The sequence below is a fragment of the Cryocola sp. 340MFSha3.1 genome (genome assembly GCF_000383315.1).
Lineage (GTDB): Bacteria > Actinomycetota > Actinomycetes > Actinomycetales > Microbacteriaceae > Leifsonia.
Genome location: NZ_KB911087.1, coordinates 1,580,385 through 1,595,519 on the forward strand (window position 1 = coordinate 1,580,385; position 15,135 = coordinate 1,595,519).

A 15,135-nucleotide genomic window follows, 5' to 3' on the forward strand; every position below is an offset into this window, starting at 1 on the left:
CCTGACCGAGCACCGTTGCTGTTGGTCATGTGCCCAATAAGCTGTTGGTCAGTCATTCAATAGCATGGGGCCCATGGAGTCAAGCGCATCCCCTCCCCGCTCCCGGAAGGCACCGGAGGAGCGACGGGAGGAGATCCTGTCCGAGGCCGCATCCATCGCCCTCGACGAGGGGCTGGAGCGCATCACCCTGCGTGCCGTCGCCACCCGACTCGGCGTCCGCCCCGGCCTCATCTCCCACTACTTCCCGGCGGCGGAGGACCTCGTCGACGAAGCCTTCGTGCGGGCGGCGACGATCGAACGCGAGCGGTTCTTCCCCGCCGACGGCTCACCTCTGGAGCGACTCGCGCACTTCGTCCACCACATCGAGACGGGCGCCTCGCTCCCGCTCGCCCGGCTGTGGCTCAACGCCCGGCACCTGTCGCGCTTCATCCCGAGCCTCGAGACCACACTGCAAGAGCAGGATGCGCTCGACCGCGCCCGCCTGCGCGCGATCATCGAGGACGGTGTCGCGTCCGGCGACTTCGCCGCCGTCGACCCGGAGGCGGCCAGCATCCGCATCCTCATCGCGGTCGACGGCGGAGGCTCGTACGTGAACAGCACCGACGACCTCAGCCACCCGGCGCACGTGCACTTCGTCGCCGACGTGACCGAGTGGACGCTCGGTCTCGCTCCGGGAACGCTCGGCGCCGTCGCGAAGAGCTGACTCACTCCTCTCGGAGGAGCGCCACCCCCTGCGGCTCCAGTCGAAGACCGGCCGCCGACCCTCCCGTGAGGATGTCCGTGCCGGACAGGTCGAGCGTCACCGCCTCCTGGCCGTGGTTGATGGCGGCGAGGAACGCGCCGCGGCGGACGAACTCCACGCCCGGGATGCGCGGCAGCCGCTCCACCGCGGCCTCGGTCAGGATCGAATCCAGCAGCAGTCCGAGCGGTTCAGCATCGAGCCGGGTCGCGACGTACCAGGCCTGCCCGGAACCACGGGCGTGGCGGGTCACCGCGGGATGCCCGTCCAGGGCTCCTCCCTCGAAGACCGCCTCCACGTCGGCCGATTCGACGCGCACGTACTCCGACCAGAGCGACGCGGAGGCCCGGCCGCCGATGCGGTCGCCGCGGACACCGACGGCGGGCGGCTCGCCGCCGCCGAGCGCGGCGAGATCCGGCGCGGCGGGCGGGGCGAACTCCTCCACCCAGAGCCCGAGCGTCTCGCGCAGCGCTCCGAGGTATCCGCCGGTGCGCACGTGGAGGTCGGGGTCGAGGATGCCGGTGAGATAGCCGACGACCAGCGATCCCCCTCCCGCCGCGTACGCGTCGAGCGCCTCGAGCTGGGCGTCGCTGGCGACGAACAGCGACGGGACGACGACGGCCCGATAGCCGGACAGGTCGCCCGTGGCCTGGACGAAGTCCGCCGTGACGCCCGCCGCGGTCAGCGCGATGTGCCAGCCCAGGACGTCGGCGAGGTACGAGATCGTGGTCGGCGACGCCTTCTGCTCGATCGCCCACCAGGAGTCCCAGTCGAAGACGATGGCGACCTGAGCAGGAACGGGTCGCCCGAGCAGGCCGTCGACCGACGACAGCGTCGCCAGTTCGGAGCCGAGCTGCTCGACCTCGCGGAAGACGCGCGTGTCCGTGCCGCCGTGGGGCAGCATCCCGGCGTGGAACTTCTCCGCGCCGGCGACCGCCTGCCGCCACTGGAAGAAGAGGATGCCGTCGGCTCCGCGCGCGATGCTCTGGTACGACCAGGCCCGCATCTGCCCGGGGAGCTTCGCGGCGTTCCGCTCGCGCCAGTTCACAGCGCCGGGCGACTGCTCCATGAGCAGCCAGGGCGCGCCGCCGCCGAGCGAGCGCATCAGGTCGCGCTGCATCGCGCCGTACGCCGGGGCGAGCGGATCGGCGGGATCGGGGTACGAGTCGTCGGAGACGATGTCGACCTCCTGCGCCCACGTCCAGTAGTCGACCGGCTTGAAGAAACCCATGAAGTTGGTCGTGATCGGAACGTCCGAGTGCGCGCGGATGATCGCCGCCTCTGTGCGGAAGCAGTCCAGCAGCTCGTCCGAGCTGAAACGGTCGAAGTCCAGCACCTGGGTCGGGTTCTTGAAGGTCGGGGCGGCTCGCGGCGGGAGGATCTCGTCGAAGGCGGCGTAGTGCTGCGACCAGAAGGCCGTGCCCCACGCGTCGTTGAGCGCCTCGATGGTGCCGTACTTCTTCTCCAGCCAGACCCGGAACGCCGCCGCCGACGCATCGCAGTAGCAGTGGCTGACATGGCAGCCGTACTCGTTGTTGACATGCCACAGCGAGAGCGCGGGATGGTCGGCGTAGCGTTCGACGATCCGCTCGACCAACCGCGCGGCGTAGCGCCGGTAGACCGGCGAACTCGGGCAGTACGCCTGTCTGCTCCCCGACGAGAGCGTGACGCCGTCGACCGTCACCGGCAGCATCTCGGGATGCTTCAGCGCCAGCCACGGCGGCGGCGAAGCGGTCGCCGTGGCCAGGTCGACGCGCACTCCGCCCGCGTGCAGCAGGTCGAGCACCTCATCCAGCCAGGCGAAGTCGAACTCGCCGTCCCTCGGTTCGATGCGCGCCCACGAGAAGATGCCGACCGACGCGATGTTCACGCCCGCCCGGTTCATCAGGCGCACGTCCTCGCGCCACACCTCCTCCGGCCACTGCTCGGGGTTGTAGTCGCCGCCGTACCAGAATCCACTCACTCTTTGACACTCCCGCTCGCTAGTCCGGTCGTCCAGTATCGCTGCAAGAACAGGAACGCGATGACCAGAGGGATGATCGACACGAGCGAACCCGTGATGACGACGGAGAACAGCGCCTGCGATCCCCCGCCCGCCGCGCTCGTCGCCTGCTGTTGGGCGAGCCCCACCGTCAGCGGGTAGAGCTCGGAGCTGTTCAGCATGATCAGCGGCAGGAAGTAGTTGTTCCAGGTGCCGACCAGCGCGAACAGGAACACCGTGACGATCCCCGGTCCGAGGAGGCGGAGACCGACCTGCCAGAAGATGCGGAACTCGCCCGCGCCATCCACTCGCCCGGCCTCGATCATCGAGTCGGGGATGGCGTCCGCCGCGTACACCCGCATCAGGAACACGCCGAACGGGCTGACCAGCGAGGGCACGATGACCGCGGCCGGGGTGTTCGTGATGCCGATCTGGCTGAACATCAGGTAGGTCGGGAGGGCCAGCGCGGTCAGCGGGATCATGATCGCCCCGAGCACCACGCTGAACATCAGCACGGACCCCGGGAAGCGGTACTTGGCGAACGCGTATCCCGCCATGGTCGCGAGCAGCGATGCACCGATCGCGCTCACCAGCGCGTAGACGAGCGTGTTGATCGCCCAGTGCAGGTAGATGCCGTTCTGCGCCGTGAAGACCGCGCCGATGTTGTTGAACAGGTCGAAGGTGCGCCCGAAGGCGAACCCGAAGGTGGTGAACAGGTCGGCGTTGCTCTTCGTGGATGCGATGAACAGCCAGACGATCGGGAGCACGAAGTACAGCGCGCAGATCCAGAGCATCACGGTGAGCAGGGTGCTGCGCTGCGTCTCCCGGTTGTAGGCCCGTGCGCCGCGGCGCCCGGTCCGGCGGCGCGGTGAGGCGTCGTCGACAGTCGGCAGCGGGCTGCCGGTGGCGGTCTCAGTCATTGCGGGCCTCCTTCCGCTGGGTCGAGAGCTGGACGACGTACGACACGACCGCGATCACCAGACCGAGCAGGAAGGCGATAGCGGCGGCGTAGTTGACGTCCTGGTTCGTGAACGCCAGGTTGTACGCGTAGTAGTTGGGCGTGTAGCCGTTGTCGATCACGTTCGGCGCGAGCGCGTGCAGCAGGCTCGGCTCGTTGAACAGCTGGAACGTTCCGATGATCGAGAAGATCACCGTCAGGATGATCGCGGGACGGATGCCGGGGATCTTGATGCTCCACGCCACCCGCCACTGGCTGGCGCCGTCGATCTCGGCCGCCTCGAACAGCTCCGTCGGGATCGAGCGGAGCGCCGCGTACATGATGATCATGTTGTAGCCGACGAAGGCCCACGTGACGATGTTCATCATCGAGCCGAGCATGTTCTGGTCGCTCAGCAGGTCGGGGGCCCCGAGGCCGACCGCACGGAACAACTGGGCGATCGGGCCGAAGTCGTTGCCGTACAGGTAGCCCCACATCAGCGTCGCGACCACGCCGGGCACGGCGAACGGCAGGAAGATCAGGAGCCGCAGGGCGACAGAGCCGCGCACGCGTCCGCTGTCGAGCGCGAGCGCGAAGAACAGCGACAGCGCCAGCATGATCGGAACCTGGATGACGAGGAAGAGCGCCATGCGCCCGACGCCCGCGAGGAAGTCCGGGTCGGTGAACGCCCGGACGTAGTTGGCGAAGCCGGCGAAGGTCTGGCCGCCGATCAGCTGCGTCGTGAAGAGGCTGAGGTAGCCGGAGTAGAACAGCGGCAGCAGGAGCATGACGATGAAGACGATCATGAAGGGCGCCACGAACAAGTAGGCGGCGATGTTCAGCCGGCGCTGGTTCGCGTTCCGCCGGGGCCGCTGCTTCTCCGCGTGCTCGCGCGTGCGCACCCTCCCGGGTGCGACGGACTGGGTCATGGTGAACTCCCTTGTTCGAGCCGAGGGTGCGGGCCGGCGGCGGATGCGCATCCACCGCCGGCCCCGACCCCTACTTGTTGACGGAGAAGCCCTGCTGGGTCCCGTAGCTGACCAGCGCCTTCTGCCAGGCGTCGAGCCCGGCGGAGAGATCGCCCTTCGCAGCGAGCGCCTTGCCCATCGTCTCGGTGTAGCTCGAGTAGGCGTAGTCCATGTAGGGCAGCCAGTCGAACTTGGTGTCGACGGTGGTGGAGATGTTCGCGAACAGCTTGTTGACCTCCTGGCCGCCGTAGAACTCGGCCTTCTGGTCGACGAACGCCGGGTCCTTCAGCGTGGAGTTCAGCGTCGGGAACAGGAACTGCTTGTTGGCGAACATCAGCGTCGACTCCGGGTCGTTGTTGATGAACTTCGCCAGCTCGTACGCCGCGATCGGGTTCTTCGTGGTCTTGAGGACCGCGTCGGAGGACCCGCCCCAGTTGCCCGAGGCCGGCTTCGTTCCGGGTGTCTGCGGCAGCTCGGCCGCACGCCAGAGTCCGGAGGTCTTGGCCGCGGTGCCCTGGAGGAACACCGGAGCCCACGCCGCGGTCAGCCAGCCGGCGTACTTGCCGTTGGCGAGACCCTGGTACCAGCTGTCGGTGAAGTCAGGGTCGGTGGAGACGTATCCCTTCTGGATGAGGTCCTGCCAGTACGACGCGACCTTCTTGGCCTCCGCGCTGTTGACGTCGACCGTAACGCCCTTCTTTCCGTCGTAGCCGAACGGCTTCACGCCGGCCTGCCAGAGGAGGCCGAGCATCTGACCCGCCTGGCTGGAGGCGAGGTTCGACATGTAGACGCCGGTCTTCTCCTTCACCGTCGCGGCGTCGGTCGCATACTGGTCCCACGTGGTCGGCGGCGTGGTGACGCCGGCCTTGTCGAGGATGTCCTTGCGGTACAGGTTGCCCATCGGGCCCGAGTCCTGCGGAACGGCGTAGACGCCGTTGTTCTGCTTCACCTGATTCCACACCCACGGCACGTATTGGTCGCCGAGGTCGTTCGCGCCGTACGGCGTGAGGTTCAGGAGGCTGTCGGTGACGGTGAACGACGAGATGTACTGGAACTCGATCTGCGCGACGTCCGGGGCGCCCTTGCCCGCCTTCAGTGCCGTGCGCAGCTTCTGGTAGTGCGGAGCGCCCTGGCCGACGTTCTCGACCTTGACCTTGATCGCGGGGTACTTCTTCTCGAAGAGCGCGACCTCGTTCTTGATGTCGGGCACCCACGTCCAGAAGGTGAGGGTGGTCGGCGTCTTCATCGCCTTGTCGATGTCGGACTGCGAGACCGGCTTGGTGTTGTCGGCGGTCCCGCCTCCACCACCGGTGCAGCCGGTCAGCACGAGGGCGACGGCCAGGAGGCCGGTGCCCAGCGCCACTGCTGTTCTCGGTGCTTTCTTCCTCATGAGCGTTCTCTTTCTCTTGGTGTTCCGGTCACGCCTGTGAACCGGCGACCTCGAACACGGCGACGCCGCGCGGTTCGAGGGTGAAACGGGACCCGGCGGCGAACCGCTCGCCGGTGTCCAGGTGGATGCTGTCCGCCGGCACGGTGACCACATGCTCGGTCGCGGACCAGTTGTGCACGAAGGCGACGTCGTGGCCGCCGGTGCGCCCGGTGCTGACGGTGACGGGCGACGCGGTCTGCCAGCGCGCGACGGCGGTCTCGGGGACCAGCCAGCGCGCGAGGCTGCGGGCGAGTTCCCGGTTGGGGACCGTTCCGACGTAGGTCACGCGGCCCGCGCCGAACGGCGTGGTCGTGATGGCGGCGTCGGCTCCGAGCTCGGTGGGCTCGTACGACACGAGCGTTGTGGCCGCCTCGACGTTGAGCACGTCGACCCAGGCCGTCGCCTGCGCGCCCGGCTCGAGGTCGAATCCTTCGTCTGCGGCAGTGACCGCCAGCGGCTCGGCGAGGTTGCTGTACTCGTCGTACCAGACGCCGGCGGCGTCATGCAGCCGATCGGGAGCGACAGCGCGGCGGGCACGGGCGAGCTCATCGCCGTACCCGGTCCGGATGCCCAGCACGAGGTGTCCGCCCGCTTCGGCGTAGGCGCGGAGCGCGTCGAGGGTCGCGTCGTCGGCGACGTACTCGGCGGCCGCGACGAGGATGGGGTGCTCGGCGACGAGGTCGGCCGCGGACCGCTGTACGAACTGCCGGGTGTGCTGCACCCTGACCTGCGCGCCGACCTCGCTGAAGCCGCGATAGAACGCATCGGCGATGCGGGCGTAGGAGGTGCCGTCCGGCCCTCCGTCGTCGGTCGCGAGGGGCGGATACGTCTCGAACGACCACAGGGTGTCCGTTGAGTGCAGCATGAGCACGTCCGCATCCGGCACGAACCCGTCGAGCGCGTCGCCCAGCCGCTGCAGGCTCGCGCCCAGTTCGGCGACCTCGCGGTAGATGCGGCCGGGCACCTGGCTGTGCGGGAGAACGCCGCCCCAGTACGTCTCCACCCCGAAGTGGAGGGTGTGCCAGTGCCAGTACTCGATCATCCGGGCGCCGCGGCTGATCAGCGCATAGGCTGCCTGCTTGATCTGGCCGGGGAACGGCGGCTGGTTTTGCCACGGTCCACCGATCGACTGCGCGTTGGTCTCGGTGACGAGGAACCGCTCCTGCGCCGACGAGAAGGCGCGGTCGCCCCACTGGAACAGCGCCCACGGTCCGGTGTGCCACCACTGGGCGCGGCGCGGGAGGTCCACGTCGGCCGAGAGGCCGTCCTGCATCAGGTAGTAGGGGTTGCCCGCGGTGATGTCGAGAGAGGAGACGAGCTCGTCGTCGGAGATCTGCGGCCGGGAGTACGAGATGCAGGTCGTAACGAACTGGTCCTCCCTGGCGTACTCGCGCACGATCTCGGCCTGCCACGCGATGAGGTCGGTGGCCTGCTCGCCCTGGAACCGGCGCCACTCCAGCTGGTACTGCGGCATCAGGTTGCCGCCCGGGCGCCACAGCTCCGACCACTCGGCGATGCGGTGCGACCAGTAGACGAGCCCCCACTCGTCATTGAGGCGCTCCACCGTGCCGTAGCGCCTCCGGAGCCAGGAGACGAACGCCTGGAAAGTCGTCTCGTTGTGCGGGAGGTTGTTGCCCGGCTCGTTGTCGACCTGCCAGCCGATCACAGCCGGGTGGTCGGCATAGCGCGCGACCACCTTCCGGATGATGCGCTCGGCGTACCAGCGGTAGACGGTCGACGACTGGTCCATCTCCTGGCGGGCTCCCCAGCCGATGGCGTGCCCGCGCCCGTCGATCGCCGCGATCTCGGGGTGGAGCGTCTGCAGCCACGGCGGGATGGCGTAGGTCGGCGTCCCGAGGATGACCGCGATGCCGCGGGCGTGGGCTCCGTCGAGCACCGGCTGCAGCCAATCGAGGTCGAACTCGCCGTTCCGCGGCTCCCAGGTGGACCACACCGACTCGCCGACCCGGATGACGGTGAACCCCGCCTCCGACATCAGGTCGAGGTCGCGATCGAGCGTCCCCTCCTGCTGGTACTCGGCGTAGTAGGCGGCTCCGAAGAGCACGCCGGGGAACGGGGGGTTCTGCGTCATCGTCGACCTTCCGCATCGTTGCGTCGTGCTGTGTGTTGTCGACAACATCCTGTAGTGCGTGCATCGAATGTTGTCGACAACATTTCCTGGTCGTGATGCTACACAGACCGATGCTCGGCGCACAACCACCGAGACCGGATGGTTACTTTCCGGCTGTCGGCGCTTCGGCCGTCGAGCCCCTCTGCACCAGCTCCGGCAGGCGGTAGCCCGGCACGTCGGCTGTGTCTGCACCCTCGATCTTCGCGATCAGCACGTTCATCAGGTACGCGCCCTCGCCCTCGAAATCGAGGCGGATGGTCGACAGCGACGGCAGGTGGAAGCGCGACTCGGGGGCGTCGTCCATCCCGATCACGCTCACGTCGTCCGGCACCCGGCGGCCGCGCTCCGCCAGGCCGAAGATCAGGCCGATCGCCATGCTGTCGTTGGCGAGGGCGACCGCGGTCACGTCGTCCGGAAGCTGCTGTGCGGCGCGGTAGCCGGCCTCGGCCGACCAGTCGCCCTCGTACTCCCACACCACATCGAGGTCTCGTTCCGCCGCAACGGCGAAGAAGCCACTGCGCCGCTCCCCCGCCGCGATCCAGACACCCGGCCCGTTCACGAAGGCGACGCGGCGATGGCCGAGGTCGGCGAGATGCGCCGCCGCGAGCCGGCCGGGATGTGCCCGCGGGTTGGTGCCGGAGGACGAGAGCCCCTCCCCCGAGTCGATCGAGATCGGGACGTCGAGTCCGCGATTGGCGACGGCCTCGCGCACCACGTCGGTCTGGGCCGTCGCGAAGACACCCGCGATCTGGTGCTCCATCACCACATCCAGTGCGGCGTCGACCGAGTCGGCGTCCTCCCCGTCCATCGACGCGATGTCGAGCACATAGCCGCGGCTCCGCGCCGCGGTCGTCGCGCCGGCGATGATCCGCCCGGGGCCGGAGAGCTCCATCCGGTGGGCGAGGATGCCGATCCGGTTGGACTGCCGCGAGCGCAGCCAGCGGGCGGCGCCGTTCGGCCGGTAGTTCAGTTCGTCGATCGCGGCTTGGACTTTCTCCCGCGTCGCGGGCCGGATCCCCTCGAAGCCGTTGAGGAACCGGGTGACCGTCTGGTGCGAGACCCCCGCGTGGCGTGCCACATCGTAGATGGTGGCGCGTTTCATGGAATGAAGTGTAGCCACACCGCGCGAGGGCCCCGCCCGGTCAGTACTCGATGCGCCCGAAGCGGTTGTGGAACTCGCCGGTCGGGCCATCGGCACCGAGGGTGGCCAGCATGACCGTGGCGTCCGTCCCCTCCTGGACGGTCTGGTGCCCGCTGTACCCGTTGAACTCGGTCGCGGTGTAGCCCGGATCGCTCGCGTTCACGCGGAAGCCCGGCAGTCCCTTGGCGTACTGCACGGTCAGGGCGATGACCGCCGCCTTGGATGCCGCGTAGGCGATGCCGAGCACCGGATGCTCGTCGTGCCCGGGCGTCGACAGCCAGCGCGGCCAGCCCACTCCCGAGGCGACGTTCACGATGACCGGTGCCGCCGAGCGGCGCAGCAGGGGAAGGCAGGCCTGGGTGACCCGGGCGACGCCGACGACGTTCGTGTCGAGCGTCTGCTGCATCGCCTCGATGTCGAGGTCGTCGGCACCCTGCCGTCGGCCGCCGAGCACGCCGGCGTTGTTGACCAGCACATCCAGTTCCGGCAGGGAGGCGACGGCCGCATCCACACTGCCCTGGTCGGTGACATCGAGGGCCAGCGGGATGGCGCCCAGCGCTCGCGCCTCGTCTCCTGCCGCGATATCGCGCATCCCGGCGTAGACCGTGTGCCCGGCTTCGATGAGTCGGCGGGCGGTCTCGAGGCCGAGGCTGCGGTTGGCTCCTGTGATCAGTGTCGTCGTCATGACCTCGATCCTGCGCGCCCGCCGCGCGGATGCCCAGGCACCGGTCTTCGGGGGTACCGGCAGTACCAGGGTCGGGCGGGCGACCGGACGTACGATGAGCCCATGAGCGAGTTCGCGGCGGTGCTGCGGTCGTGGCGCGACCGGGTCGACCCGGTCGAGGTAGGGCTCCCCGCCGGCCCGGGCCGACGGACGCCGGGCCTGCGCCGCGAAGAGCTCGCCGCCCTCGCCGGCGTGAGCGTCGACTACATCGTGCGCCTGGAGCAGGGTCGCGCGACGAACCCGTCGCCCCAGCTGCTCAGCGCGCTCGCCCGCGCTCTGCGGCTCTCCGCCGAGGAACGCGGCCACCTGTTCCGGGTGGCCGGTGCGGCGTCGTCGCCGGCGGGCAGCATCCCGAGGCACCTCACGCCGGGCGTGCAGCGCATTCTCGACCGGATCGGGGATGTGCCGCTCGCGGTGTTCACGGCGTCGTGGGACTTCCTCGTCTGGAACCCGTTGTGGGCGGCGCTGCTGAAGGATCCGTCGGAGATGACGGGGCTGGACCGCAACCTGGTCTGGCGGCACTTCACCCACGGCCACTCGGGGGTCGAGTTCGACGACATCCACGCTGAGGAGTTCTCGGCCGACCTCGTCGCCGACCTCCGCCAGGCGCACGGCCGCTACCCCGCCGACCGCGACCTCGAACGCCTGATCGGCCGGCTGCGTGCCGCCTCGCCCGACTTCGAGCGCCGCTGGGCCACGGCCCGCGTGGCCGCGCACCGTTCGAGCAGGAAGAGGATGACCGAGACGATCGTCGGCCCGATCACCGTCGACTGCGACGTGCTGACCGTGCCCGACGGAGACCTGCGCATCGTCGTCTACACCGCAGTGCCGGGCAGCGAGGATGCGGCCAAGCTCGACCTGCTGCGGGTCGCCGGCGTCGAGCGGTTCGCCCCCGCGCCCTGACCTCCCGCGAGATTCGTGCCGAATGTGCGCTAAGCGGCGCTCAAAGCGCACATTCGGCACGAATGTCGGCCCGGGTTTTACAGGGCGCGCGCCCACGCGTCGCGGTGAGTGGTCACGTAGCGGGTCACCGCCTGCCAGTGCGCTCCGTGCCCGGTCTCGTACATCGTCGCCCACGGCTCCCGACCCGCGCGGTTCGATGAGTGGAGCAGGTCGTACATCGCCTGGCTCCTGCGGCCCATCTCGGTCGGGAGGTTGGCGCGCAGACTCTTGTCGGCGCCGTAGCCGTCGACGAATGCCGCGAGCGCCCGGGCGGAGTCCTCGGGGGCGCGGGCCGCGTCGTTGAGCGTGAACGCCTGGGCGGCGTAGGCCAGATCCCAGAGGCGGGTGCTGGGGGCGGAGGCGTCCCAGTCGATGAACAGCCAGCGGTCGCCGACCATCAGGTTCCAGGGGGCCAGGTCGTTGTGGCAGACGAGCTCCGCACCCGGTGCAGGGATCGCCGTCTCCCAGACCGCGCCCGGCGGCGGGACGAACGCGGCACTCGCGTCGTGGATGGCGCGGACCATCTCCCCGACCCGATGCAGCTCGGACAGGGTGAGCGGGTCCGCATCCATCGCCAGACGGCCCGGCACGAACTCCTGGACCTGCCGCCCCTCGTCGTCGCGGCCCAGCGGGGCGGGCGCATCCACACCGGACTCCCGCAGGTGCTGGACGAACGACACGACGCTCGGCGTCGCCGCCATCCACGGCTTGCGGACCGTGTCGCCGATGCGCACCACTGTGCCCCCGGCGTTTCCCCCGGCGAGCGCCTCTTCCTCATCCACAGGTCGAGGCTAGCCGCCCCTGGCGACCCACCCCTCCTCGCCGCCATACTGACCGGATGAGCAGCGCGGGGAACACCGGCCGGGATGACGAGAACCGTCTGACGCGGTTCCTGAAACGCAAGTGGCTGGCGATCGTCCTCATCCTGCTGTTGGTGATCGTGGCCGTGCAGAACCTCGTCGGCGGCGACCGCGCGACAATCTTCGTCCTGTGGACGCAGGTACAGGTGCCGACCTGGCTGCTGGTGGTGCTGGTCTTCCTGATCGGCGGAGTCGTCGGCTGGGTGCTCGCGCGCAACCGCGCGGCCAGGCGCGCGCGGCGCTGAGGCGTTTTTCGCCAGAACACGGCCGTTTCCTCGCTTTCTGCGGACCTGGGAGCGATGATGACTGCGTGGATGACACCGAGCGTTCACTCGTCGGCGCCCTGCATGCCGGCGATGTGTCCGCGATCGAGCTGTTGTACCAGCGCTGGGGACGGCTGGTCTACACGCTCGCGCTGCGCTCGCTCGGCAACGTCGCCGACGCCGAGGACGTGACGCAGCAGGTGTTCGTCGCCGCCTGGCAGGGACGCGCGGGATTCGATCCGGAGCGCGCGAAGCTCAGTACGTGGCTGATGGCGATCACCCGCCACAAGATCGTCGACGCGTACGAGGCGCGGGCGAAACGTCAGCGCGAACTGGAGGCCTTCATGGAGAGCGTCTACCTCCAGTCGCTGAGCTGGACGGACGAGATCGCCGACAGCGTCGCCATGAGCCAGGAGCTCGACCAGCTGGAGCCGGTGGCGCAGCAGATCATGCGGCTCGCCTTCTACGATCGGCTGACCCATACGCAGATCGCGGCGAAACTCGACCTTCCGTTGGGTACGGTCAAGAGTCATATCCGGCGCAGCCTCCTCCGGCTGCGTGCACGGTTGGAGGACACGGATGACGCATAGCGACCCGGATGTCCTCGCGATGCTCGCCCTCGGCGAGACCGACATCGACGCGAGAGACGTCGACCACGTGATGACCTGCCCGCAGTGCAGGACGGAGCTGGAGCGCCTGACGCGTGTGACGCGTGCGGCGCGTGAGAACGGCCCGGTCGACTTCGCCCTGCAGGAGCCCTCTCCCCGCGTGTGGGAGAACATCAACGCGCAGCTGACACTCGACCCACCCGCGACCTCCAGCGTGGCGGTCGACGACGGCATCCCCTCGGCCACTCGGGCTGATGCTTCCCCGACCCGGGATGTCGCCCCGCGTCGCCGGGGACGCGGCGGCCGTCGTCGCTGGCCGTACCTGGTCTCCGCCGCAGCGGTCGTGCTCGTCGCCGTCGCTGTGGCTCTCGTCGTGTTCATCCGTCCGGCGCCCCAGGTGGAGGCGCAGGCCACGCTGGCCGGACTGCCCGCGTGGTCGACCTCCAACGGTCAGGCCACCATGGAGCGGGAGCCCGACGGCACGACGGTCCTGGCGGTCGAGCTGGACTCCCCGGCCGTGCACTCCCCGGGCACCGCGTACCGCGAGGTGTGGCTGATGAACAGCGACCTCACGAAGGCGATCAGCGTCGGACTCCTGGATGGAGGCACGGGTCGCTTCGTGATGCCGCCCAACATCGCCGCCGCCGACTACCCGGTCGTCGACATCTCGCAGCAGCCGCTCAACGGCGATCCGGCGCACTCGGGCGACAGCATCGTCCGGGGCACCCTGTCCGCGGCACGCTGACCCGGGCCAGCTCCGCTTCCTCTGTTTCCTCCGGTTCCCCCGCGAATCCGAAGGAGGTGCATCCGATTCGCCCTCCGCCCGGAATGTATGGGCATGCGACGCGATCCCGCGTCCGACATCCCTAGGAGGATCGATGAAGATCAGAGCAGTTTCCGCTTCGGCCGTGGTGATCGCCGCGCTCGCGTTCGCGGTGAGCGCCGCCCCCGCCACGGCTGCCGAGTCGGACGTCCAGCTTTCCGTGATCCACGGAGTGCCCGGCACGCCCGTCGACGTGTGGGTGAACGGCACCGACACGATCAAGAACTTCCAGCCCGGCACGATGGCCGGTCCGCTGACCCTGCCGGCCGGGACCTACAGCGTCTCGATCACCAAGGTGGGCGCCGCCTCGGCGACGGACAGCCCGGTGATCGGCCCCATCGACCTGCCGCTCGCAGCGGGCGGCGACTATTCGGCGGTCGCGCACCTCGACGCATCGGGCAAGCCGACGGCCACGCTGTTCACGAACGACATGTCCGCCACGGCGGCCGGCCAGGGCCGCCTGACCGTCCGGCACGTAGCGGCGGCTCCCGCGGTCGACGTCGTCGCCGGGGGCAAGGCCGTCGTCAGCAACCTGACCAACCCGAACGAGGCGAAGCTCGACCTGCCCGCATCGACCGTCTCCGCCTCGGTGACGGCCGCGGGCACGACCGAACCCGCCCTGATCGGCCCAGCCGACGTGACGATCGCCGACGGAACGAACACGATCGTCTACGCTTACGGCAGCGCCACCGACAAGAACCTGGCGCTGATGGTCCAGACGATCGACGGCCTGGGCACGCCGCCGAACGGCGTGCAGGCCGGCACGACCGGTGCCGCGTTCCGCGCAGACCAGGCGGCCCGGTCGGAGCAGACCGCGCTGTGGGTCGGCGCCATCGCGCTCCTGCTGACAGCCGCCGTCACGGCCGGTCTCGTCGTCCGCCGCACCCGTGCGGAGTCCACCCGGGGATGAGTCCCCACACCACAGCCCACGCGAGGGCGGCCGCCGTGTTCGGCGCCGCCCTCGCGTTGGTGGTGCTCGCGGGGTGCTCGGCGGGCGGGAGCGAGGCGCCGACGCCGACACCGACGCCGACGCCGACCCCAGCCCCGGCACGAACGTCGCCGCCCGCCGCGGCGCCAACTGTGCCTGACATCCCGAGAACACCGATCGACACGCGATCGGCCCCGCCCATCCCACCGGCGCAGGCGCCCTCGCGAGTGGCCGTCGCGTCGCTCGGCATCGACATGCCGGTGGTGCCCGTCGGCCTCGACCCGACGGGCGACGTCACCATCCCGCCCGAATCGCACACCGCAGGCTGGTACCGCTACTCGTCCGGCGCATCCGCCGCGACGGGCTCGATCGTGCTCGTCGCGCATGTCGACGCCTGGGACGGCATCGGCCCGTTCAGCCGCCTCAAGGATGTGGCGCCCGGCGCAGTGGTCGCGCTCACCGGTGGCCCCGGCCCTCGCCACTTCCGGGTCGACGACGTCGCCCAGCCGCAGAAGGCGCCCGGGTCGCTGAAGGACTACTTCGTCGAGACCGGCCCGGCCAAGCTCGTGCTCATCACGTGCGGCGGCGTCTTCGACGACGCCACGGGCCACTACCGCGACAACGTGATCGTGACGGCGACACCGATCGGGCCGTGACGCGC

At 69.5% G+C, this 15,135-nt stretch carries 15 protein-coding genes; 7 read left to right on the forward strand and 8 right to left on the reverse strand.

The genetic code is table 11. The features are described from left to right. Positions 1 to 73 precede the first annotated feature (73 nt). The gene (locus H284_RS0107460) at positions 74 to 703 is read left to right on the forward strand and encodes a TetR/AcrR family transcriptional regulator (RefSeq protein ID WP_020075737.1); all 630 of its coding nucleotides are present in this window, start codon (positions 74 to 76) and stop codon (positions 701 to 703) included. 1 nt (position 704) lies between these two features. On the opposite strand, the gene H284_RS0107465 is transcribed toward H284_RS0107460, so the two are convergent. The 7 genes from H284_RS0107465 to H284_RS0107495 form a co-directional block, all read right to left on the reverse strand. Further along, positions 705 to 2,702 carry a beta-galactosidase gene (locus H284_RS0107465; RefSeq protein WP_020075738.1) on the reverse strand — a complete coding sequence of 666 codons (1,998 nt, stop codon included), beginning with the start codon at positions 2,700 to 2,702 and terminating at the stop codon, positions 705 to 707. Next, positions 2,699 to 3,640: a carbohydrate ABC transporter permease gene (locus H284_RS0107470; protein WP_020075739.1), complete on the reverse strand. Its 942-nt coding sequence runs from the start codon at positions 3,638 to 3,640 to the stop codon at positions 2,699 to 2,701. Before H284_RS0107470 ends, H284_RS0107465 begins: the two co-directional genes overlap by 4 nt. Further along, positions 3,633 to 4,586 carry a carbohydrate ABC transporter permease gene (locus H284_RS0107475; protein ID WP_018189631.1) on the reverse strand — a complete coding sequence of 318 codons (954 nt, stop codon included), beginning with the start codon at positions 4,584 to 4,586 and terminating at the stop codon, positions 3,633 to 3,635. The genes H284_RS0107470 and H284_RS0107475 overlap by 8 nt, the downstream gene beginning before the upstream one ends. A 70-nt stretch (positions 4,587 to 4,656) precedes the next feature. Next, positions 4,657 to 6,015 carry an ABC transporter substrate-binding protein gene (locus H284_RS0107480; RefSeq protein ID WP_231371112.1) on the reverse strand — a complete coding sequence of 453 codons (1,359 nt, stop codon included), beginning with the start codon at positions 6,013 to 6,015 and terminating at the stop codon, positions 4,657 to 4,659. 28 nt (positions 6,016 to 6,043) lie between these two features. Further along, positions 6,044 to 8,146, reverse strand: coding sequence for a beta-galactosidase (locus H284_RS0107485; RefSeq protein ID WP_020075740.1), 2,103 nt, complete (start codon positions 8,144 to 8,146; stop codon positions 6,044 to 6,046). Positions 8,147 to 8,288: 142 nt separating this feature from the next. Then, a complete protein-coding gene (locus H284_RS0107490) occupies positions 8,289 to 9,287 on the reverse strand; it encodes a LacI family DNA-binding transcriptional regulator (RefSeq protein WP_020075741.1) in 999 nt (332 codons plus the stop codon). A 40-nt stretch (positions 9,288 to 9,327) separates the two neighbouring features. After that, positions 9,328 to 10,011 (reverse strand): SDR family NAD(P)-dependent oxidoreductase, encoded by a 684-nt coding sequence (locus tag H284_RS0107495; protein WP_020075742.1) that lies wholly within the window; start codon positions 10,009 to 10,011, stop codon positions 9,328 to 9,330. Between the two features lie 102 nt (positions 10,012 to 10,113). On the opposite strand from H284_RS0107495, the gene H284_RS0107500 reads away from it, so the two are divergent. Continuing rightward, complete coding sequence (locus tag H284_RS0107500) at positions 10,114 to 10,953, forward strand: helix-turn-helix domain-containing protein (RefSeq protein ID WP_020075743.1); 840 nt, start codon at positions 10,114 to 10,116, stop codon at positions 10,951 to 10,953. Between the two features lie 77 nt (positions 10,954 to 11,030). Here H284_RS0107500 and H284_RS0107505 read toward each other — a convergent pair whose 3' ends face one another. Continuing rightward, positions 11,031 to 11,774, reverse strand: coding sequence for a phosphotransferase (locus H284_RS0107505; RefSeq protein WP_029042855.1), 744 nt, complete (start codon positions 11,772 to 11,774; stop codon positions 11,031 to 11,033). 56 nt (positions 11,775 to 11,830) lie between these two features. On the opposite strand from H284_RS0107505, the gene H284_RS0107510 reads away from it, so the two are divergent. From H284_RS0107510 to H284_RS0107535, 5 genes are all read left to right on the forward strand, one after another. Further along, positions 11,831 to 12,097 carry a lipopolysaccharide assembly protein LapA domain-containing protein gene (locus tag H284_RS0107510; RefSeq protein WP_018189624.1) on the forward strand — a complete coding sequence of 89 codons (267 nt, stop codon included), beginning with the start codon at positions 11,831 to 11,833 and terminating at the stop codon, positions 12,095 to 12,097. A gap of 65 nt (positions 12,098 to 12,162) precedes the next feature. Then, the gene (locus H284_RS0107515; protein WP_020075745.1) at positions 12,163 to 12,705 is read left to right on the forward strand and encodes a sigma-70 family RNA polymerase sigma factor; all 543 of its coding nucleotides are present in this window, start codon (positions 12,163 to 12,165) and stop codon (positions 12,703 to 12,705) included. Continuing rightward, positions 12,695 to 13,468, forward strand: coding sequence for an anti-sigma factor (locus tag H284_RS0107520; RefSeq protein ID WP_020075746.1), 774 nt, complete (start codon positions 12,695 to 12,697; stop codon positions 13,466 to 13,468). The genes H284_RS0107515 and H284_RS0107520 overlap by 11 nt, the downstream gene beginning before the upstream one ends. 133 nt (positions 13,469 to 13,601) lie before the next feature. Continuing rightward, entirely contained in the window at positions 13,602 to 14,456 is an 855-nt protein-coding gene (locus H284_RS0107525) for a DUF4397 domain-containing protein (RefSeq protein ID WP_029042856.1), read from the forward strand. A gap of 35 nt (positions 14,457 to 14,491) precedes the next feature. Further along, a complete protein-coding gene (locus tag H284_RS0107535; protein WP_231371113.1) occupies positions 14,492 to 15,130 on the forward strand; it encodes a class F sortase in 639 nt (212 codons plus the stop codon). The last annotated feature ends 5 nt before the right edge of the window (positions 15,131 to 15,135 follow it).

Coding starts and splice junctions, on each gene's coding strand:
- H284_RS0107460 (WP_020075737.1), top strand. CDS start 74: ATGGAGTCAAGCGCATCCCCTCCCCGCTCCCGGAAGGCACCGGAGGAG.
- H284_RS0107470 (WP_020075739.1), bottom strand. CDS start 3,640: ATGACTGAGACCGCCACCGGCAGCCCGCTGCCGACTGTCGACGACGCC.
- H284_RS0107475 (WP_018189631.1), bottom strand. CDS start 4,586: ATGACCCAGTCCGTCGCACCCGGGAGGGTGCGCACGCGCGAGCACGCG.
- H284_RS0107480 (WP_231371112.1), bottom strand. CDS start 6,015: ATGAGGAAGAAAGCACCGAGAACAGCAGTGGCGCTGGGCACCGGCCTC.
- H284_RS0107485 (WP_020075740.1), bottom strand. CDS start 8,146: ATGACGCAGAACCCCCCGTTCCCCGGCGTGCTCTTCGGAGCCGCCTAC.
- H284_RS0107490 (WP_020075741.1), bottom strand. CDS start 9,287: ATGAAACGCGCCACCATCTACGATGTGGCACGCCACGCGGGGGTCTCG.
- H284_RS0107495 (WP_020075742.1), bottom strand. CDS start 10,011: ATGACGACGACACTGATCACAGGAGCCAACCGCAGCCTCGGCCTCGAG.
- H284_RS0107500 (WP_020075743.1), top strand. CDS start 10,114: ATGAGCGAGTTCGCGGCGGTGCTGCGGTCGTGGCGCGACCGGGTCGAC.
- H284_RS0107510 (WP_018189624.1), top strand. CDS start 11,831: ATGAGCAGCGCGGGGAACACCGGCCGGGATGACGAGAACCGTCTGACG.
- H284_RS0107520 (WP_020075746.1), top strand. CDS start 12,695: ATGACGCATAGCGACCCGGATGTCCTCGCGATGCTCGCCCTCGGCGAG.
- H284_RS0107525 (WP_029042856.1), top strand. CDS start 13,602: ATGAAGATCAGAGCAGTTTCCGCTTCGGCCGTGGTGATCGCCGCGCTC.